This is a genomic window from Roseibium sediminicola (assembly GCF_023156505.1).
Lineage (GTDB): Bacteria > Pseudomonadota > Alphaproteobacteria > Rhizobiales > Stappiaceae > Roseibium > Roseibium sediminicola.
Genome location: NZ_JALNMJ010000015.1, coordinates 52436 through 70897 on the forward strand (window position 1 = coordinate 52436; position 18462 = coordinate 70897).

The following is an 18462-nucleotide window of genomic DNA, read 5'->3' on the forward strand; positions in this document are numbered from 1 at the left end:
GATCCTTCGAGACGGGCCTTTGGCCCTCCTCAGGATGACGCTTCAGTGATTTAGGCGAAGGGCTTCGCGGCTGAAAACACCGCAGTTTTCGGAAGCTGCCAGAGCCTACTCCGCCGGACCGTCCGGATTGCCCTTGCCGTGGCGGCCGAAGTCCGGCGCGTCGGTTTCCTGGCCAGCCTCGATGATCGAGCGGCGGATGCCACGAGTGCGGGTGAAGAGATCGAACAGCGTCTGGCCGTCGCCCCAGCGGATCGCGCGCTGCAGGGCGGAGAGATCCTCGGAAAACCGGGCCAGCATCTCCAGGATCGCGTCCTTGTTGTTGAGGCAGACATCGCGCCACATGGTCGGATCGGAAGCCGCCAGGCGGGTGAAGTCGCGGAAGCCGGACGCGGAATACTTGATAACTTCCGACTTGGTCACGGTTTCCAGGTCATCCGCCGTGCCGACGATGTTGTAGGCGATCAGATGCGGTAGGTGCGACACGATCGCCAGCACCAGATCGTGATGGTTCGGGTCCATCCGGTCCACATCGGAGCCGCAGCCGCGCCAGAATGTGCTGAGTTTTTCGATCGCGTCGGGATCGGTTCCTTCCGGCGGCGTCAGGATGCACCAGCGGTCCTCGAACAGGGTCGGAAAGCCGGCATCGGGGCCGGACTGTTCGGTGCCGGCAATCGGGTGGCCGGGAACAAAATGCACCCCTTCCGGCACATGCGGACTGACCTGATCGACCACCGAGCCCTTGGTGGAGCCGACATCCGTCAGGATGGCGCCTTTCTTGAGCGCCGGTGCGATCCATTTGGCGACCGCCGCGTTCGCGCCCACCGGCACGCACAGGATGACCAGGTCCGCCCCCTCGACGGCCGTGGCGGCGTCGAGCTCATATCGGTCTCCGAGCCCCAGCTCCTCGGCGCGCGCCAGGGTTTCCGGAGAACGGGTCGAGATGGAGATTTCCTTCACCAGGCCGCGCTGACGCGCGGCCAAAGCGAGGGAGGACCCGATCAGGCCGATGCCGATCAGGGCCATGCGCTCAAAGAGGGGGGTGCCAGTCATGTGGTTCTTTAATTCTGTCCCAGAAAGTCTTTCAGATGGCCGATCACGGTCCGGTTGGCGTCCTCGGATCCGATCGTCATGCGGATCGAATTGGGCAGGCCGTAATTGGCGACCATGCGCAACACGCAACCGCGCTCCAGAAGATAGGCATCGGCGTCCTTGGCCCGCTTGCCGTCTTCATCCGGGAAATGCACCAGCACGAAATTGCCAACGCTCGGTGTCACCTTCAGGCCGAGCTTTTCCAGCTCTTCGGTGACGAACGGCAGCCATTTTTCATTGTGCTCGATCGACTTGTTCACGAAATCGCGGTCGCGCACCGCCGCCGTGCCCGCGGCAATCGCCATGCCGTTCAGGTTGAACGGGCCACGAATGCGGTTGAGCGCGTCAATCACGTGGGCCGGACCGAAGCCCCAGCCGACCCGCAGGTTGGCAAGGCCGTAGATCTTTGAGAAGGTCCGGGTCATGAAGACATTGTCGCTGGTCGCTGCCAGTTCGACGCCGCTCTCATAGTCGTTGCGGCGGACATATTCGGCATAGGCCGCGTCCAGAACCAGGAGCACATGCGGCGGCAGGCCCTGGTGCAGACGGCGGACTTCCTCGAAGGGCAGATAGGTGCCGGTCGGATTGTTCGGATTGGCGATGAACACCATCTTGGTCTTGTCGGTGACACGCTCCAGAATGGCGTCCACATCCGTGGTCAGGTCCTTTTCAGGCGCGACCACCGGCGTGGCGCCGGCCGCCCGGATGGCGATGTCATAGACCACGAACCCATGCTGGGAATAGATCGCCTCGTCGCCGGGCGCGAGATAACCGTAGGCCAGCAGGCTGAGAACCTCGTCGGAACCCGCGCCGCAGATGATCCGGTCGGGATTGAGACCGTAGATCTCGCCAATCGCATTGCGCAGCTCATTTGCCGCGCCGTCCGGATAAAGCTCGAGGTTCTGGGCAACTGCTTCGATGGCCGCCTTGGCGGCGGTGCTGGAGCCGAGCGGCGTCTCGTTGGAGGAGAGCTTATGGACGGTTTTGCCGTGACTGCCCTTCGACTTGCCCGGAACGTAAGGGGCAATGTCCAGGACGCCCGGCTTCGGCTGCGGACGGGATGTCTGCGTCTCGTCGGCTTTGTTCACTGTGCTCATCTCGTTCATTCCTGAGGCTCCTCGTCCTCGCCAGCAAAAGTCTCTTCCGGATCGCCGTCGATCGGCGCGGCATAACCGCCAACGCGCCGCAAAACGTCCGGTTCGGCCCCCGCATCGGTGCAGGCCTTGAAAACATCTTCTTCGCTCAGATCCCCGGAGATTGCCAGCAGCGCGTCGACGCCGCTTGCGGAGCGGAAGAAACTGAGCACCTCGATGCCCTGGTCCATCAGCTTGCCGGGCAGAAGGTCGGACCAGCGGGCGTCATAAACCGCAATGTCCGCGTTGTCGATCATGCTGTCCGCCTTGGCAAGCACCAGCGCCGGCAGATCGGCCGGCCGTTCGTCCAGAACCACGAAGGGCAGGCGCGCCTGCACCTGGGCACCGGCCTCGCTGAGACCGCGCCACCAGGGCAGTTCCGCCCGGTCGGTCAGCGCGACCAGGCCAAGATCGCCCACGGATGCTGTGACGGCGCCGACCACATCGGCCGCGTCCGCCGCCGGAACCAGTTCGACAGAGAAGCCGAAATAGAACCGCGCCAGATCGAGCATCTCGATCAGCTCGGCGCTGCCGTCGAGGTGAACTGCCGTGTCGGCCTGCAGGCTGGTGCAGGCGCAGATCAGGTCCCGCCACAGATGCTCGACGGTCGAAAGCGGCAGGTCGCCCTGATGGCGCTCCACCATCTGGCGCATCATGTCCGCGTCCCGTTCCGGGTGAAACAGCGACGCGCCCTCACCGGCGGCGTGTCGGGCGGCCTGAATGCCGGCTTCGGCCCGGGCCCGCTCCATCAAAGCATCGTGAATGCGCCCGTCGATCTCGTCGACCTGCGTCCGCAGGTCCTCCAGCGACAGGCCGCTTTCCGGCAATTGAGACATGAGGTTTTTCCGGTTTTCTGTTCAGGTCAGCGGCGCATAGTCATAGGCATGTGATGGCGCAAACGCAAAAGAAAACGTTGACTCGGCGCGTTCGTCACGGCTACCTCGCCAGTCTGCCCCGGGTGACGGTTTTCCTGCCCGGGAGGAACACCGAACCGCAAAGAGCCATGCCCGCAGACACATCCAGTCCCGCCACACCGGAAGACCTGAAGGCCAGCGAGGCCGTCTCGCCTTCCAGCAAGCTTGCCCGGTTTCCGGCCGAAGAGCCGCTGGAACTGGATTCCGGTGCCCGGCTCGGCCCCTGGCAGATCGCCTATGAGACCTATGGCACGCTCAACGCGGACAAGACCAACGCGGTCGTGGTCTGCCATGCCCTGACGGGCGACCAGTATGTCGCCTCGACCAATCCGGTCACCGGCAAGCCAGGCTGGTGGAGCCTGATGGTCGGGCCAGGCCGGCCGGTCGACACCAACCATTATTTCGTGATCTGCGCCAATGTGCTCGGCGGCTGTCTCGGCACCACGGGTCCCGCGTCGATCAATCCGGCCACCGGCAAGGCCTATGGCCTCGACATGCCGGTCGTGACCATTCGCGACATGGTCCGGGCCCAGGCGCGTCTGGTCGATCACCTCGGCATCGATACGCTGTTTGCCGTGATCGGCGGATCCATGGGCGGCATGCAGGTTCTGCAATGGGCCGTCAGCTATCCGGAGCGGGTCTTTGCCGCCGTGCCGATCGCCGCGGCCGCAAGGCACACGTCCCAGAACATCGCCTTTCACGAGGTCGGCCGCCAGGCGATCATGGCGGATCCGAACTGGTGCGGCGGTGCCTATATCGAGGAAGGCGTGCGCCCCACCAAGGGCCTGGCGGTTGCCCGCATGGCGGCCCACGTCACCTACATGTCGGATGAATCGCTGCATCAGAAATTCGGCCGCAACCTGCAGGACCGGGACAGCAAGACCTTCGGCTTTGACGCCGATTTCCAGATCGAGAGCTACCTGCGCCACCAGGGCATGACCTTTGTCGACCGGTTCGACGCCAATTCCTATCTCTATGTCACCCGCGCGATGGACTATTTCGACGTCGCAGAAGAATTCGGCGGCTCGCTCGCAAATGCCTTCCAGGACACGAAGACACGCTTCTGCGTCATGTCCTTCACGTCCGACTGGCTGTTCCCGACGTCTGAAAGCCGGCGGGTGGTCAAGGCGCTGAACGCCGCGGCGGCCAACGTCTCCTTTGTCGAGATCGACAGCGACCGCGGCCACGATTCCTTCCTCCTGGACGTGCCGGAAATGTTCGACACGATGTTCGGTTTCATCACCGGTGCCGCGCATGCCCGTGGCATTCCGGCGCCTGGCGAGGAGGTCTGACATGAACCTTGCCCCCATGCAGACCCGGCCAGGTGAGGTGCGCGGCGACCACAAGGTCGTTGCCGAACTCGTGCCGCAGGGTGCGCGCGTGCTCGACATCGGTTCGGGCGACGGCGAGCTGCTCGATCTCCTGGTGCGCGAGCGCAATGTCGACGGGCGCGGCATCGAGCTGTCCCAGGACGGCGTGAACCGCTGCGTCGCCCGTGGCCTCTCTGTCATCCAGGGCGATGCCGACATGGACCTGACCGATTATCCGGACCGGGCCTTTGACGTCGCCATTCTCAGCCAGACTCTGCAGGCGACCCGGGCACCGAAGGAAGTAATGAGTGAGCTCCTGCGCATCGGCAAGCAGGTGGTCGTGTCGCTGCCGAATTTCGCCCATTGGCGCAACCGCGCCCAGCTCCTGTTCCGCGGCCGCATGCCGGTGACCAAATACCTTCCTTACGAATGGTATGACACGCCCAACATCCATTTCTGCTCGCTGCGCGACTTCGTCGAACTGTGCCGGGAACTGGATGCCGATGTCGAAAAGGCCATCGCGCTCAGCGCCAGGGGCAACAAGATCCCCGTCAACGCCCCCTGGTGGGTCTGGAACATCGTCGCCGAACAGGCCGTGTTTTTGCTGAAGCGGTAATACTCACCGTTTCGGACCGGGGCGAGAAATTCATTTTCTTCAGGACCCCCACCCCTAACCCCTCCCCACAAGGGGGAGGGGAATACCGCCGTACTCGAACACAAGGCCCAGTTTCATGAGCGAAGCCTTTTATGGCACTTAAGTTGTTGCGGTACAGCGCATAATCCCCCTCCCCCTTGTGGGGAGGGGCTAGGGGTGGGGGTCCTCTAAAAAAATATTCAAACCGCACCGTCATGTATGGACAAGCGCAGCGTGAGCTGCGTGCCGATCCGAAATCCAGCGAATCCTCGTGAGCGAAGCGATTTCAAAAAAGGGCGCGCCTGCGGCGCGAAAGATGTCTGGATTCCGGATCAGCGCTCGGCGTTGCCTCACTTGTCCGGAATGACGGAAGAAGGGTTTCTTAGACGTCCACCCGCCGATGCACGGAGCGGACGGGTTTGAGGCCTGTGGCGACGCCTTCCGGGATGAACACCGGACGCAGGACGTGCAACCGGCTTTTCCGGCCGCCCGAGGGCAGGCTCTGGAAGACGACCTTTTCCGCCTCCACCACCAAGATGCCGCCGAAAACCGGCCAGATGCGCCGGCCAACGCTTTCCCAGGTCCGCGCGGCCCGCAGCACAGCCCGTTTGCTCGACGGCGGCATGAACAGGGCTTCCTTGTCCTCCAGCACATTGAACTGGCAGCGCTTGAGCAGATCCTTCAACTGTCCGCCCGAATAGGGGCGGCCATAGCCGAAGGGCGAGAGTTCGGACCGCGCCCACAGGCCGCGCCGGTTGGGCACGACGGTGATCAGCCGGCCACCGGGCGCCAGCACCCGCCAGGCCTCCCGCAGGAGCGCTGCCGGATCGGCACAATGGTCGAGCGCGTGGACCAGCATGACCCGGTCGAAAAAGGCATCGGGAAAGGGCAGGTCGTCGTCTTCCACCAGCGCGCAGGCGCTGTCGCGTTCGCGCGGCCAGGACACCGCGCCCTGGGGCGCCGGCATCGCCGCGATGGCCCGTTCGGCGCTGTCGAGATAGGGCCGCATGAACGGGCCTGCATAGCCGATGCCGAGCAGGCTTTTGCCTTTCATGTCCGGCCACATCTTGTGAATCGGCGCACCGATCAGGCTGCGCAACAGACTTCCGAGCGGTAAATCGTAAAAGGCACGCAGATGGACGACGTCGAGATACATTCAGGCAGGCTCGATGGTTCCGGACGCCGCGATTGAACATGGAACGGGCCGTCAGCGCAAGATCTCATGGCTTGCCCTTGAAGACGCTCTTTGCCACTTAATACCAACCTCAATAGATAGGAACCGATCTGACCGTGTTTGGGGTCTGTTCGGCAAGGAGCAGGTTGCAGGGCGATACGGTTTATCGTTCAAAACCTGGGACGCAGCTGAACAGTCCCCAAACACGGCCTTCGGTGGCCTGCTCCGGCCCGCCGGACAGCGTTGCGCCGCTTGAACGGCCAACCAGGCCGTCCTGCGCAACGCGCCTTGCCGGCCAATCCGGACCAGCGCCATCAGATGGGTTTCTATCTATCGAGGTTGGTATTACGTTTCAACAAGCCTTCCCCGACACGGAGCCCGCCCATGGCCTTGCGCGACACCACCGAGATTCACCAGTTCCCCTGCCTCGACGACAATTTCGGCGTGCTGGTGCACGACACGGACACTGGCACCACCATCGCCTTCGACGTGCCCCATGCCGGTGCCTACGAGCAGGCGCTGGAGCAAACCGGCTGGACTTTGACCCACATTCTTGTCACCCACCACCACTGGGACCATGTCCAGGGTCTTGGCGAACTGAAACAGAAAACTGGTGCCACGGTGATCGGCCCGGAACGCTCCCGCCAGAAGATCGCGGAATTCGACCAGACGGTGGAAGACGATGACGACGTCCGCTGCGGCCCCTACGAAGTCAAGGCGATCTCGACGCCAGGGCATACGCTGGACCAGATCTCCTGGTACATCCCATCGATCGGCATGGCCCATACCGGCGACACGCTGTTTTCGCTCGGTTGCGGCCGTGTCTTCGAGGGCGACAAGGAAATGATGTGGTCGTCCCTGTCGAAACTTCTGCGCAAGTTGCCGGGCGACACCACGATTTATTGCGGCCACGAATACACGGAAGCCAATGCCCGTTTCGCGCTGACCATCGAGCCGGACAATGCCGACCTGAAGGCCCGGGCAGAGGAAGTCGCGGCTCTGCGGGCAAAGGGCGCGCCGACCCTGCCGACCACCATGGCCGCGGAAAAGGCCACCAACCCGTTTCTGCGCGCCGGCGAAGCGACGGTTGCCGCCGCCCTCGGCATGGAGGGCAAGTCCGCGGTGGACATCTTCACCGAGATCCGCACCCGCAAGGACAACGCCTGAGGCAGGCCGGTTTGCAACGCAGAATTGACAAGAGTTCCGTCTTTCTGCGCAGCGTGACTTAAAACCATGAGGTTTTGCCCCCATATGCACTTGTACCGTGTTCATGAAGGGGCAAACACCATGACACCTGCCAGTTCCGAAGCCCATCTTGCGCGCTCCGCCGAAGAACGCGCCAGAGACGTGGTCCACCGGATCATTAGCCAGGCCGAGGCCATCCCGGTCGATCATGGCGGCGGCCACAAGCTGGACATGCAAGTGCTTTACGAGGAAGTGGTTGCGGCCCTGCGCGAAACCATCGATGATCTGGCCTTCTGCTCCGGATCGAAGCCGTCCTGACCGGCCGGGTCCGGGCACGCAAATCACTTTCCGATCCCGGGACCCATCATGACTGTGTCTTCCGACCTGACGGCCGATCAGGTCGTTTCTCTCCTTAATATGCAGCCGCATCCCGAAGGCGGTTTTTATGCCGAGACCTTCCGCGACACTGTCACGGACGCGAACGGCCGTGCCGCCTCGACCCTGATCTATTTCCTGCTGCCGGAAGGGGTGCTGTCGCGCTGGCACAAGGTCGACGCGGTCGAGACCTGGCACTGGTATGCCGGCGCGGCGCTGGAGCTTTCGATCAGCGCGGATGGCGGACGGAAAGACATTCTGACCCTCGGCAACGACCTCGCCGAGGGCCAGCGCCCGCAGGGCATCGTCCCGCGCGACGGCTGGCAACAGGCCCGCTCGCTCGGCGCCTGGACCCTGGTCGGCTGTACGGTCGCGCCGGGCTTTCAGTTCGAGGGATTTGTCATGGCGCCGGAGGACTGGGAGCCGGGGATTTGACCGCAAACGCATCCCAAGCAGAACAAGGCGCGCCCGCATCGCGTTTCGGACGCCTTTTTCTCGGGTACGTCGCCGCCAGTGCGGCCGTGAGCGTCACGTTTGTCTGGCCTCCGCTCCTGCTCGGCCTCGCCTATTCCCGCAATTGGACCTTGGAGCATTTTGCGCTCTTTGCGATCGGGCCGACATTCCTCTTTCTGTTCGTGCTGCTACTGGCCTTGCTGCCATTCCTGCTCTGGTCAGTCGCGTCGGAACGATGGTCGCTTCAGAGTAAGGCCGCTCATATTCTGGCCGGTGTTTCCGCCGGTTTTCCGGTCTGGGCGGTCCATGTCTGGTCGAGATTATCCAGCGACGGGCATATCCTTCATCCACTCCGGGAGATCCTTTTGTCGCTGATCTGGATTGGTGCCTGCGCCAGCATTGGCGGCTACGTGTATTGGTATCTTTCCGGCAGACACGCAGGCTCTGTCCCGCAAAGAGCCAAATTAGCGCGTCCTGCGGACTAGGGCCTGTGGACAATTAGGATTTGGTCTTGGTTTGGATGCAAATGGCTCGAGTTCTAGAAGCAAAGGCGCGGGAAGGGCTGGCCCTTTCAAGCCTTTGCGACGCCGAAATGAGCCATTTGAGCCAAATCCCTTCAGGACGCTGCGGATTTCGGTTTCGCGTGCGTCGGAAAGTCCTTGTGGTGTTGACACAACTGCGAACTTTCCTCCTACTCGAAGACCGAAATCCGACAAGCGCCAAGACCGAAACCTAATTGTCCACAGGCCCTAGACTTCTCCCGGTTTCTTTAAGCCAGCCCGGCAATCGCGCTGGCAAAATCCTTCGCCGAGAACGGCTCCAGATCCGCAACGCCTTCGCCGACGCCGATGAAATGCACCGGCAGGCCGTGTTTCGCGGCGATCGCCACCAGAATGCCGCCGCGGGCGGTGCCGTCAAGCTTGGTCATCACCAGACCGGTCACCCCGGCGACCTTGCCGAAAATCTCGACCTGGTTGAGGGCGTTCTGGCCGGTGGTGGCATCAAGGGTCAGGAGAACCGTATGCGGCGCGTCCGGATCGTGTTTCTTGATCACGCGGATGACCTTTTCCAGCTCATCCATCAGCTCGGCCTTGTTCTGCAGCCGGCCCGCCGTGTCGATCAGGAGTACGTCGACGGCCTTGTCCCTGGCTTCCTTCATGGCGTCGAAGGCGAGCCCGGCCGCATCGGCGCCGGTGTCGCGGGCAATCACCTCGGCACCGGTGCGCTCGCCCCAGATCTTCAGCTGCTCGACCGCGGCCGCGCGGAACGTGTCGCCGGCCGCCAGCATCACCGACCTGCCTTCGGAGCGCAGCTTCTGGCTGAGCTTGCCGATGGTGGTGGTCTTGCCGGTGCCGTTGACGCCGACCATCAGAACCACATGAGGCTTGTGCCCGGCTGCAAGATCGAGCGGTTTCGCCACCGGCTCCAGAACCTTCTCGACCTCTTCCGACAGGATCGCGCGGACTTCCTCCGGCGAGATTTCCTTGTCGTAGCGCCCGTCCGACAAGCGCTCGGTGATCGCCATCGCGGTGTCGACGCCAAGATCGGCCTGGATGAGAATGTCCTCCAGCTCCTCCAGCATGGAGGCATCCAGCTTGCGCTTGGTGAAGATCGAGGAAATACCCTCGGTCAGAGAGGCGGAGGAACGGGACAGGCCGTTTTTCAGGCGCTGGAACCAGGACTGTTTCGGCTCTTCTTGTGCCGGTTCCGGCTCCGCCGGGGGTTCGATCACCGGATCGGACTCGGCCTCCAGCGACACATCCGTCGGCAGGATCTCCGCGGCGGGCGGCACAGGCGATGGCACGGAGGACATGGTCTGGCCCAGACCCTGTGCCGCGTCGAGCTGCATGGGGCGGGGCGGCTCGTTCATGGAGGCGACGGGCTGCACTTCCATTTCAACGTCGACACTCGGGTCGTCCGTTTGAACCTCTTCGGAAGCGGATTCCTCCGCGACCGTTTCAGAAGTTGTTTCCGGGGCCGGCTCCGCCTGGCTTTCAGCCGTCTCCTTGCCGCCGAAGAGCCGTCCCAGGAAGCCGCGCTTTTTCTCGCTCATGAACCCGCCTTAAAAATCTGTCCGCCATTGGGTCTCCCCGCCACCGGCGAGACCACAACCCCATGCGTCATCCTGAGGAAGCGCGTGAGCGCTGTCTCGAAGGATAGGCCGCTTGCTCCGAGTATGCCGCCTGTCCTTCGAGACGGACCTTTTGGTCCTCTCCAGGATGACGGCGTTTGTCTGTTTGCAGCTCAGTCCGACGCCTTTCATAGGGCAAGCTGCCAAAAAGCGACACCGAAAACGGCCGCTCAGGCCGCGCTGGAAAGAGCTTCGCCCAGAAGATGGCGCCCGGTATGGCCGATAATTCTGGTTTCGACAATCTCTCCGGCCGCGCCACCATTCAGTTCGACCTGGGTGAACTGCTCGGTCCGGCCAAGGCCGTCCTTTTCGATCAGCACTGGCTGTATGCCGCCGACTTCCGCCGCCAGATGCCGCGCGAGCGCTTCCTCACCCTTCGCCCGCAGCCGCGCGCCGCGTTCCTTGACGATCTGACGCGGCAATTGCGGCATGCGCGCCGCCGGTGTGCCGGGTCGCGGCGAAAACGGGAAGACATGCAGATGGGTCAGGCCGCACTCGTCGACGATCTTCAGCGAATTTTCGAACATCTCTTCGGTTTCCGTCGGGAAGCCTGCGATGATATCGGCGCCGAAGACCACATCCGGGCGCATGCGCCGGACCTCGTCGCAGAAGCGGATCGTGTCGGCGCGCAAGTGCCGCCGCTTCATCCGCTTCAGGATCATGTCGTCGCCGGCCTGCAGCGACAGGTGGAAATGCGGCATCAGCCGCTTGTCCTCGGCAATCACCCGCATCAGGTCGTCATCGGCTTCGATGCTGTCGATGGAGGACAGGCGCAGGCGCTTCAGCTCCGGCACCATTTTAAGGATCTTGGCCGTCAACGTGCCGAGTTTCGGCGCACCGGGCAGATCGGCGCCATAGGACGTGATGTCGACACCGGTCAGCACGATTTCATTGTATCCGTTGCCGACCAGGCGCTTGATCTGGTCGGTGACCACGCCCATCGGCACGGAACGGGAATTGCCGCGGCCATAGGGAATGATGCAGAAGGTGCAGCGGTGGTCGCAGCCGTTCTGGACCTGAACGAAGGCGCGGGCGCGGCCCGTCAGACCATCGATCAGGTGGCCGGCGGTCTCCTCGACACTCATGATGTCGTTGACACGCACCTTTTCCGTTTCCGCAATGCCGAAGGCGGCGACATCAGAATAGGACTTGCGCTCCAGCTTCTCGGTGTTGCCGAGCACCAGATCGACCTCCTCCATGGAGGAGAAGGTCTCGGCTTCGGTCTGGGCGGCGCAACCGGTGACGATCACCCGTGCGTCCGGATTGTCGCGCTTGGCCTTGCGCACCGCCTGGCGCGCCTGGCGCACCGCCTCGTTGGTGACCGCGCAGGTGTTGATCAGGATGGCATCCTTCAGGCCCGCGGCCTCCGCTTCGCGCTTCATCACCTCCGACTCGTAGGAATTGAGCCGGCAGCCGAAAGTTACGACATCAACGCTCATGACGCGGCTCCGGCCTGCAGCGGCGTGTCGCCCGCACCGGTCTTGCGCCAGGTCAGCGTGTCGAGATCGATCTCGCCCTCATATTCCACTTCCGTCAGGCCGGTCATCAACACATGACCGTCACTCTCGCGCCACTCGATGCCGATCGGGCCTCCGGGCAGGTGAATGGTGGTCTTGCGGCCGGTCTTGCCGTCGCGGGCCGCAGCCACACCGACCGCGCAGGCCGCCGTTCCGCAGGCCAGCGTCAGGCCGACACCGCGTTCCCAGACCTTCACGCGGATCTGGTCCTCATCGAAGACATGAGCCAGCGAGATATTGGCGCATTCGGGGAAAATCGGATGCGTTTCCAGAAGCGGTCCGATCCGTTCCAGATCGTAGGCCTCAACATCCTTGACCCAGAAGATCGCATGCGGATTGCCCATGTTGACCACGGCCGGCGTGTGCAGGATGGGATCGTCGATCGGGCCGATCTGCAATTCAATGGCGCGCGTGTCGGCAAATTCCTCGGCGAGCGGGATCTCGTCCCACTGCAAACGCGGCACACCCATATCGACGGTCACGCTGCGCGGCCCGGCGGCATCGAAGGCATGCAGCAGACCGGCGGCGGTCTCGATGGTCACCAGATCCTTGCCGGCTTCTTCCATCAGCAGACGGCCGATGCAGCGGGTGGCGTTGCCGCAGGCGGACACTTCGCCGCCATTCTGGTTGTGAATGCGCATGAAGGCGTCGACGCCGAGCGAAGACCGCTCCACGGTGATCATCTGATCGAAGCCGATGCCGTTTTCCCGGTCGCCAAGCGCGGCAATGACGTCCTTGCCCAGGAGCAGCGGTTTTTCCCGCGCATCCCAGACCACAAAGTCATTGCCGAGGCCGTTCATCTTCAAAAAGGGTCTGGTTTCAGACGCCATGCCGGGTGCACTTCTTGTTGAGCTTGAGGAAAGGCGTCCGCCATCTTGCGGACATTAGAGCATCGGGCGTTATGTTTGCAGCATTTGACCGGATTTCCTTTGACTGCTGACGAGGCGGGTTGCGCGCCGTGGTGCTTCCCACCACAAACGCAAGCCAACGACGTCAGCGGGCAAAGGAATCCGGCCCTTCGGGTGATGGAAAGCTGCTCATCGGCAGCGTTCCATCATCAGGTGCTTCAAACTTAACGCCCGATGCTCTAGCCCCTATATGGCGGAAATCACCGCAAATTACCAGTGGGGCAGGCTGTTGGATCAGATATGCGTAAATGGCGGGAGTGATCCATTGCCACTTCGCTCCGGCAGGGCGAGACGGGCCTCGCTATCCGTACCGCAACCGCGCCGGAATTGAATTCTCATCCGCTGTCGTCAACGCTCGCCGCCACCTTTGACTCAACCGCTAGTAAATGTAGACTTGGGTAGCAACCGAAGTGACTTAATCCGTTTTTTCCAGTCGGTTGACCAGGAGGACCTTATCATGACCTCAGGCGTGTCCAGACGGCGTTTCCTGCAAGGCGCCACGGCTCTCATGGGAGGGGTTGCTGCTCCTCCTTTGCTTTCGGGGTTCTGGCAGGCAAGGGCGGGTTACCAGACGAGCCGCCCCGATCTTGGACCTGACTTCGGACAAGGTAAGTCGGTCGCGATCCTCGGCGCCGGCGTTGCCGGTTTGACCTCGGCCTATGTGCTGGCGAATTCCGGTTTCAAGGTCGCCGTCTTCGAGGCGGATGACCGCTATGGCGGGCGCAGCCTGACGGCACGCCCCTCCAATGAGGAATACAAGGACTGGTGGTTCGCCAAATACAATTCCGAAAAGCTGTTCCCGAAAATGTACGCCGACCGCTATCAGGAACGGTCCGACAGCCCTGCGCCGCAGGAACAGGTCTGTACCTTCATGGATGATCTCTGGCAGGCCAACAAATACGAAGGCGATCCGGTGGAGCTTTTCCTGAATGCGGGTCCGGGCCGTATTCCGTCGAACCACTACAATCTCATCGCTCTGTGCCAGGAGATCGGCGTTGCGCTGGAACCCTATTTCTTCCAGTCCATGTCCAATGTTCTTCAGAGCGAAAAATTCAACGGCGGGCAGCCCGTCGCCATGGGGCAGGTGACCTACAGTCTCTTTTCCGAGATGGCGGAGATGATGGCCAAGGTCAACATGGAGGCCTGCAAGCTCGGCGGCAACTCGGAAAAACAGATCGCCGAACTGATGCAGATCTTCGGGGATCTGAAACGCACCAACCCCAACGATCCGTGCAATCTGGTGATCGACGCCATGTCTTCGCGCATCGGTTACAGCGACGTGCCCGGCGGCTGGCGGGATGCGGGCGCGTTACGCGACCGGCTCGGCTTTCAGTCCATTCTCGATTCCGGCTTCATTGGCGACCCGGCGGCCAATCCGGAACTGTCTCCGGGGTCGTTCCTCTTCAACAGTTACAACATCGACTGGCAGCCAAGCCTGATGCAGCCTGTCGGTGGCATGGACCGCATCTGGCAGCAGCTGCTTCTGCAGGATGTGCAGGCGGAGTCTCTCAAATATGGCTCGGACGATGTCCAGGGGGAGACGCCGAAGGTCGGCGACCTCGTCTTCCTCAACACCGAAGTGACCGAAGTCTACGCGGATTCCGCCCGGACCGTTGTCGGCCTGATGGGAGGCGATCATGGCCGCGAGTGGAACGACGGCAGGGAAGAGTTCGATTTCTGCATTTCCACCATGGCTCCGTCGCTGTTGAACCGCATATTGGACAAGCAGAACATGCCCGCCGCGTTTCTCGCCGGGCTTGAGGCCTTCAGCGTGACGGGGCATTGGCCGAACGATCCGACACCCGATCTCTGGACTCCCGCCATCAAGGTCGGCTGGCAGAGCAGGACCAGGTTCTGGGAAACGGATGACGAGATCTATGGCGGGATTTCCTGGACGGACGATATCATCAGTCAGATCTGGTACCCGTCCGAGGACTTCACTGCCCACACGGGCGTCCTGACCGGCGCCTATAACCGGGGCACGGAGGCAGTCACCTTCGCCGCCTTCCCCCAGGAGCAGCGGATCGATGCCGCGATCAGCGGGCTGGGTCTCCTGCATCCAGGCAATGAGAAGGACATCTATGTGGATCGCGGCATGACGATCGCGTGGCAATACATGCCACATCAGGTCGGCGGATGGGCGTCGGATACGGCGAAGGAAACGCCGGCGGTCTATGAGCAGATCACGACCTTCTCGACCGCCCTTCCGTTCTTCTGCGCCGGGGACACTTGGAGCTACTGGCCGGGCTGGCAGGAAGGCTCGGTCTCGTCGGCCTATTGCGCCATCTCCGCCATCGCACTCATCATGGACCCGGCCAATCAGGGCTTCGCCGACAAGGCCTGCAATATCAAGTAGGCAGAAAGCGGCCGTGACCTGGTGATCCGCGCAGTTCCGTCCGCGCGGCGGAACTGCCATGTTCCAGCGTCATCCGTCACCTGACTACAAATTCGCAGCGTTAAACGTGTCACAGGCTTCGAGCTGTCCAGCCTGGAAACCCGTCTTGAACCACCTCGCCCGCTGCGCCGACGTGCCGTGGTTGAAGCTTTCGGGAACCACATAGCCCTGGGACTGGCGCTGCAGCGTATCGTCGCCGATCCGGCTGGCCGCATTCAGCGCCTCGTCGATATCGCCCTCTTCGACAAAACCGCGCTGGCGCGCGGCATAGTGTGCCCAGATGCCGGCGAAGCAATCGGCCTGCAATTCAACCCGCACGGACAGCGCGTTGCCCTCGGCCTGGCTCATGGTGCGCTTGGCCTTGTGGAACTCCGGCAGGATACCGAGCACGTTCTGGATATGGTGGCCGACCTCATGGGCCAGCACATAGGCCTGGGCGAAGTCGCCTGGCGCGTTCAGCTGCGCGGCCAGCTGCTGGTAGAACGAGAGATCGATATAGAGCTTGCTGTCGGCGCCGCAGTAGAATGGACCGGTCGCCGCACTGGCATAGCCGCAGGCGGAGGAAACCGAGCCGGAAAACAAAACCAGCGTCGGCTCCGGATAGGTACCGCCACCGTTCCGGAAAATGTCGCCCCAGGTGTTTTCGGTGTCCGCCAGGATGACGGAGACGAATTGGGCGGTCTCAGTGTCGGCGGCGCCGGTTTGCCGCTGGCCCTGGGAAGGCGCCGGCTGATAGCCGCCGCCACCGTCCAGCTGGCCGAGCAGGGTCAGGGGATTGACCCCCGTCAGCCAGGCGATGCCGACCACGACCAGTATGCCGGTGAGGCCGAGGCCTCCGCCAGCACGTACCCTACGGCCGCGCGGCACACGCATGCCTCCGCCACGCGAGCGCCTGTCATCGATATTGCTGCTGCCGCGGCGACCTTTCCAGCGCATGACCCGTCGTCCTTCCCTTACTTGCCTTAAGGCGTAAACTCTCCGCACAGACAGGTTTCCAGCCGCCGCCTGCGATCCTCCGGATCATCCGCATAGGCCAGTGTGTGCGCAAGCTTGGCATAAGCCGCCTCCACCGTCATGTCGCGTCCGTCGACAACATCGTGATCCAGCAGGATACGCGCCGCTGCGTAGGTCCCCAGCGCCATGCCGCCCTCCGGACACTGACTGACGCCGACAACCGGAATCCGCCGCGACTGGGCGATTTCCAGGGCGATCTTCAGCCCTTCCGTGTCCGGCGCAGTGCCGGAACCGAAGCAACGCAGCACCAGGCCGTCACAGGTTTCGGCCGCATTCTGGAGCAGCGCTGCCGGCATTCCGGGTGCCATGGCCAGGATGCCGATGGCCGGTGCCCCGACCAGATGCAGGCAGGGTTCACCGGCAACCTGCAGCGGCGGAATGTCGCTCGGATCGGCGTTGAAACCGTCGAAGGCGCGGGAATGGGATTTGCGGACCCGGCCGCCATGCAACGTCTTGCCGGCAAACCGCACCCAGACCCCCGGCGTTACCGTTTGAACCAGCTGGAAGGCCTCGACGATGTTGCGCACACCGTCGGAGCCGTCCACGGTCAACGGCAGCATCGCCCCGGTCAGCACGACGGGAATACGGAGTCCTTCGAGCGCAAAACAGAGGGCTGCGGACGTATAGGCAAGCGTATCCGTGCCGTGGGTGACGACGACGCCGCGAAACCGGTGCTGGTTTGCGTGAGCAACGCGGGCAATGCGGTTCCAGTCTTCCGGTGTGGCATTGGCACTGTCGATGAGCGGCTCCAGAACCTCGATATCGACCCTGGCGGGCAGCCTGCCCTCGGCCTGCAACGCAACCACGACCTCCTCGACGACGCCACGGCGCGGCGCAAAGCCGCCCTCCGTCTGCGCCATGCCGATGGTGCCGCCGGTGTGAACCAGTAGAATGCTCATTTTTCCTCCAGCGCCGGGAACCGGGCCGCAACGGGCCAGTGTCCGGTTTGCGGGCGTCATATCGGATTTGCCGGCCCTTCGCCATCCCCTGAGGCCGGACCTGCGGTAACAGGAGCCGCATCCCCAAACCTCACGGGAATGTGATCCCCGTTACAGCGCCGACCCCGATGCCTCCTTAAGCTCCCGATCATGGGGCAGTAACGAAGGATCTTGCAGATGCCCGACGTAAATGCACAGCAGGCACAGCGCCTGATCAGTTTCGCGACAGGACGACTGGGCCGGGTCGAAGGCAATGGCGAGTGCTGGACCCTGGTCAATAACGGCTTTCAGCATGTCGGCTTCATCAAGCCGGCCTCCACCTATGTCTGGGGCCGCGTGGTTGCCAACCTCTCCGATGCCCAGCCAGGCGACGTCTTCCAGTTCACCCGGTTCGAGGTCACCAGACGCGTGACCCAGCCCGACGGCAGTTGGGAAGAACAGACCATTTCACGCGGCGCGCCCAGGCATACGGCCATCCTGGAAAGTGTCAGCGGCAACATGGCGACCTTCCTGGAAAGCAACGTCACCGACGACCAGACCGGCAAACGCAACGCATTCGGCGTCCGCACCGCCACCACCACGGACGACAGCGGTGTCAGGACAGCGATCACGGTCAGCGGCAGCTTCATCATCTATCGGCCACAGGTCGCGGCAAATCCCTGATCGGGATCTTGCGTGCTCATTATTAGACCTGTCTGTTCAGGCGCGGATCACCATCTCCGCGTCTGCGCCTATTCGGGACAGGATCAGCCGCATATGCTCCGGCGCGACCGCCACGCAGCCTTCGGTCGGACGATAGTCCTCCCGGGCAATGTGAAAGAAGATCGCGCTGCCCTTTCCCTTCACGGCCGGCGACAGATTGCAGTCAAGCACCACAGCCACGTCATAGAGCCGGTCGTCCCGCCACATTTTCTCGTGGCTTGCTGCAAAGGGCAGGGTCACGGGCCGATTGTACAGAGGATGACCCGGGTCATCGCACCAGCCGGCGTCCACGCTCAAAGGTTCCAGCGGCAGCAGCGTTCGCGGCGGCAGACCCTTGTCCGGGCGGTAATAGACATGGAGCAGCGCAAACCGGCCCGCGGGCGTGGCGCCGTCGCCTTCCCGCTTGCGCATCTTGATACCCGACCGGCCGAGCGCACACGGAACCGTGATCTCGCCGAGGCGCAGGATGCCCTTTGTCCGGTCGCGGGCCAGCGCGCGAACCTCTAGCGTATCCTTGGTTTTTTTGGCAATTGCCATGATGTGACTGGCTCCGTGCGTCTCTCACCTGCGAAGACGTTGATAAACCAACC

18 protein-coding genes are annotated in these 18462 nt (G+C 62.8%); 8 read left to right on the forward strand and 10 right to left on the reverse strand.

All coding sequences use genetic code 11. The features are described from left to right. Positions 1 to 105: 105 nt before the first annotated feature. The 3 genes from M0H32_RS19550 to M0H32_RS19560 are packed head-to-tail and all read right to left on the reverse strand — an operon-like array spanning position 106 to position 3058. The gene (locus tag M0H32_RS19550; protein WP_248156902.1) at positions 106 to 1050 is read right to left on the reverse strand and encodes a prephenate/arogenate dehydrogenase family protein; all 945 of its coding nucleotides are present in this window, start codon (positions 1048 to 1050) and stop codon (positions 106 to 108) included. Positions 1051 to 1058: 8 nt separating this feature from the next. Continuing rightward, positions 1059 to 2195: a histidinol-phosphate transaminase gene (gene hisC / locus M0H32_RS19555; RefSeq protein WP_248156904.1), complete on the reverse strand. Its 1137-nt coding sequence runs from the start codon at positions 2193 to 2195 to the stop codon at positions 1059 to 1061. Continuing rightward, positions 2192 to 3058, reverse strand: coding sequence for a chorismate mutase (locus M0H32_RS19560; protein ID WP_248156906.1), 867 nt, complete (start codon positions 3056 to 3058; stop codon positions 2192 to 2194). Before M0H32_RS19560 ends, hisC begins: the two co-directional genes overlap by 4 nt. 167 nt (positions 3059 to 3225) lie before the next feature. Between M0H32_RS19560 and metX the strand changes: the two genes are divergently transcribed. Then, a complete protein-coding gene (metX, locus tag M0H32_RS19565; RefSeq protein WP_248156909.1) occupies positions 3226 to 4428 on the forward strand; it encodes a homoserine O-acetyltransferase MetX in 1203 nt (400 codons plus the stop codon). A gap of 1 nt (position 4429) precedes the next feature. Further along, on the forward strand, positions 4430 to 5062 hold the full coding sequence (gene metW / locus M0H32_RS19570) for a methionine biosynthesis protein MetW (protein ID WP_248156911.1): 633 nt from the start codon (positions 4430 to 4432) through the stop codon (positions 5060 to 5062). A 400-nt stretch (positions 5063 to 5462) separates the two neighbouring features. On the opposite strand, the gene M0H32_RS19575 is transcribed toward metW, so the two are convergent. Continuing rightward, positions 5463 to 6236 carry a class I SAM-dependent methyltransferase gene (locus tag M0H32_RS19575; protein ID WP_248156912.1) on the reverse strand — a complete coding sequence of 258 codons (774 nt, stop codon included), beginning with the start codon at positions 6234 to 6236 and terminating at the stop codon, positions 5463 to 5465. Between the two features lie 402 nt (positions 6237 to 6638). On the opposite strand from M0H32_RS19575, the gene gloB reads away from it, so the two are divergent. The 4 genes from gloB (at position 6639) to M0H32_RS19595 (ending at position 8752) form a co-directional block, all read left to right on the forward strand. Continuing rightward, a complete protein-coding gene (gene gloB, locus M0H32_RS19580; protein ID WP_248156913.1) occupies positions 6639 to 7421 on the forward strand; it encodes a hydroxyacylglutathione hydrolase in 783 nt (260 codons plus the stop codon). A gap of 120 nt (positions 7422 to 7541) precedes the next feature. Next, on the forward strand, positions 7542 to 7757 hold the full coding sequence (locus M0H32_RS19585) for a hypothetical protein (RefSeq protein ID WP_248156914.1): 216 nt from the start codon (positions 7542 to 7544) through the stop codon (positions 7755 to 7757). 48 nt (positions 7758 to 7805) lie between these two features. Beyond that, positions 7806 to 8249: a cupin domain-containing protein gene (locus tag M0H32_RS19590; RefSeq protein WP_248156915.1), complete on the forward strand. Its 444-nt coding sequence runs from the start codon at positions 7806 to 7808 to the stop codon at positions 8247 to 8249. Beyond that, a complete protein-coding gene (locus M0H32_RS19595) occupies positions 8246 to 8752 on the forward strand; it encodes a hypothetical protein (protein WP_248156916.1) in 507 nt (168 codons plus the stop codon). Before M0H32_RS19590 ends, M0H32_RS19595 begins: the two co-directional genes overlap by 4 nt. Positions 8753 to 9036: 284 nt before the next feature. Here the strand turns inward: M0H32_RS19595 and ftsY are convergent, their stop codons facing one another. The 3 genes from ftsY to dapF all read right to left on the reverse strand — a co-directional run bounded on the left by ftsY (position 9037) and on the right by dapF (position 12745). Beyond that, positions 9037 to 10320 (reverse strand): signal recognition particle-docking protein FtsY, encoded by a 1284-nt coding sequence (ftsY, locus tag M0H32_RS19600; RefSeq protein ID WP_248156917.1) that lies wholly within the window; start codon positions 10318 to 10320, stop codon positions 9037 to 9039. Positions 10321 to 10568: 248 nt separating this feature from the next. Then, positions 10569 to 11837, reverse strand: a complete 1269-nt coding sequence (mtaB, locus tag M0H32_RS19605) for a tRNA (N(6)-L-threonylcarbamoyladenosine(37)-C(2))-methylthiotransferase MtaB (RefSeq protein WP_248156919.1) — start codon at positions 11835 to 11837, stop codon at positions 10569 to 10571. Beyond that, positions 11834 to 12745 (reverse strand): diaminopimelate epimerase, encoded by a 912-nt coding sequence (gene dapF / locus M0H32_RS19610; RefSeq protein WP_248156921.1) that lies wholly within the window; start codon positions 12743 to 12745, stop codon positions 11834 to 11836. Before dapF ends, mtaB begins: the two co-directional genes overlap by 4 nt. Positions 12746 to 13280: 535 nt before the next feature. On the opposite strand from dapF, the gene M0H32_RS19615 reads away from it, so the two are divergent. Further along, positions 13281 to 15179 carry a flavin monoamine oxidase family protein gene (locus M0H32_RS19615; protein ID WP_248156923.1) on the forward strand — a complete coding sequence of 633 codons (1899 nt, stop codon included), beginning with the start codon at positions 13281 to 13283 and terminating at the stop codon, positions 15177 to 15179. 84 nt (positions 15180 to 15263) lie between these two features. On the opposite strand, the gene ypfJ is transcribed toward M0H32_RS19615, so the two are convergent. Both ypfJ and M0H32_RS19625 read right to left on the reverse strand, forming a co-directional pair. Further along, on the reverse strand, positions 15264 to 16154 hold the full coding sequence (gene ypfJ, locus M0H32_RS19620) for a KPN_02809 family neutral zinc metallopeptidase (protein ID WP_248156924.1): 891 nt from the start codon (positions 16152 to 16154) through the stop codon (positions 15264 to 15266). 26 nt (positions 16155 to 16180) lie between these two features. Then, positions 16181 to 17131 (reverse strand): asparaginase, encoded by a 951-nt coding sequence (locus tag M0H32_RS19625; protein WP_248156925.1) that lies wholly within the window; start codon positions 17129 to 17131, stop codon positions 16181 to 16183. Positions 17132 to 17347: 216 nt separating this feature from the next. On the opposite strand from M0H32_RS19625, the gene M0H32_RS19630 reads away from it, so the two are divergent. Then, a complete protein-coding gene (locus M0H32_RS19630; protein ID WP_248156926.1) occupies positions 17348 to 17833 on the forward strand; it encodes a hypothetical protein in 486 nt (161 codons plus the stop codon). Between the two features lie 36 nt (positions 17834 to 17869). Here M0H32_RS19630 and M0H32_RS19635 read toward each other — a convergent pair whose 3' ends face one another. Continuing rightward, entirely contained in the window at positions 17870 to 18409 is a 540-nt protein-coding gene (locus M0H32_RS19635; protein WP_248156927.1) for a L,D-transpeptidase family protein, read from the reverse strand. Positions 18410 to 18462 lie beyond the last annotated feature (53 nt).

Excerpts from the sequence above, each read along its gene's own strand:
- M0H32_RS19585 (WP_248156914.1), top strand. The coding sequence starts at position 7,542 with ATGACACCTGCCAGTTCCGAAGCCCATCTTGCGCGCTCCGCCGAAGAA.
- ypfJ (WP_248156924.1), bottom strand. The coding sequence starts at position 16,154 with ATGCGCTGGAAAGGTCGCCGCGGCAGCAGCAATATCGATGACAGGCGC.
- metW (WP_248156911.1), top strand. The coding sequence starts at position 4,430 with ATGAACCTTGCCCCCATGCAGACCCGGCCAGGTGAGGTGCGCGGCGAC.
- M0H32_RS19590 (WP_248156915.1), top strand. The coding sequence starts at position 7,806 with ATGACTGTGTCTTCCGACCTGACGGCCGATCAGGTCGTTTCTCTCCTT.
- M0H32_RS19625 (WP_248156925.1), bottom strand. The coding sequence starts at position 17,131 with ATGAGCATTCTACTGGTTCACACCGGCGGCACCATCGGCATGGCGCAG.
- dapF (WP_248156921.1), bottom strand. The coding sequence starts at position 12,745 with ATGGCGTCTGAAACCAGACCCTTTTTGAAGATGAACGGCCTCGGCAAT.
- M0H32_RS19630 (WP_248156926.1), top strand. The coding sequence starts at position 17,348 with ATGCCCGACGTAAATGCACAGCAGGCACAGCGCCTGATCAGTTTCGCG.
- gloB (WP_248156913.1), top strand. The coding sequence starts at position 6,639 with ATGGCCTTGCGCGACACCACCGAGATTCACCAGTTCCCCTGCCTCGAC.
- M0H32_RS19615 (WP_248156923.1), top strand. The coding sequence starts at position 13,281 with ATGACCTCAGGCGTGTCCAGACGGCGTTTCCTGCAAGGCGCCACGGCT.
- mtaB (WP_248156919.1), bottom strand. The coding sequence starts at position 11,837 with ATGAGCGTTGATGTCGTAACTTTCGGCTGCCGGCTCAATTCCTACGAG.
- ftsY (WP_248156917.1), bottom strand. The coding sequence starts at position 10,320 with ATGAGCGAGAAAAAGCGCGGCTTCCTGGGACGGCTCTTCGGCGGCAAG.
- hisC (WP_248156904.1), bottom strand. The coding sequence starts at position 2,195 with ATGAACGAGATGAGCACAGTGAACAAAGCCGACGAGACGCAGACATCC.
- metX (WP_248156909.1), top strand. The coding sequence starts at position 3,226 with ATGCCCGCAGACACATCCAGTCCCGCCACACCGGAAGACCTGAAGGCC.
- M0H32_RS19635 (WP_248156927.1), bottom strand. The coding sequence starts at position 18,409 with ATGGCAATTGCCAAAAAAACCAAGGATACGCTAGAGGTTCGCGCGCTG.
- M0H32_RS19550 (WP_248156902.1), bottom strand. The coding sequence starts at position 1,050 with ATGACTGGCACCCCCCTCTTTGAGCGCATGGCCCTGATCGGCATCGGC.
- M0H32_RS19575 (WP_248156912.1), bottom strand. The coding sequence starts at position 6,236 with ATGTATCTCGACGTCGTCCATCTGCGTGCCTTTTACGATTTACCGCTC.
- M0H32_RS19560 (WP_248156906.1), bottom strand. The coding sequence starts at position 3,058 with ATGTCTCAATTGCCGGAAAGCGGCCTGTCGCTGGAGGACCTGCGGACG.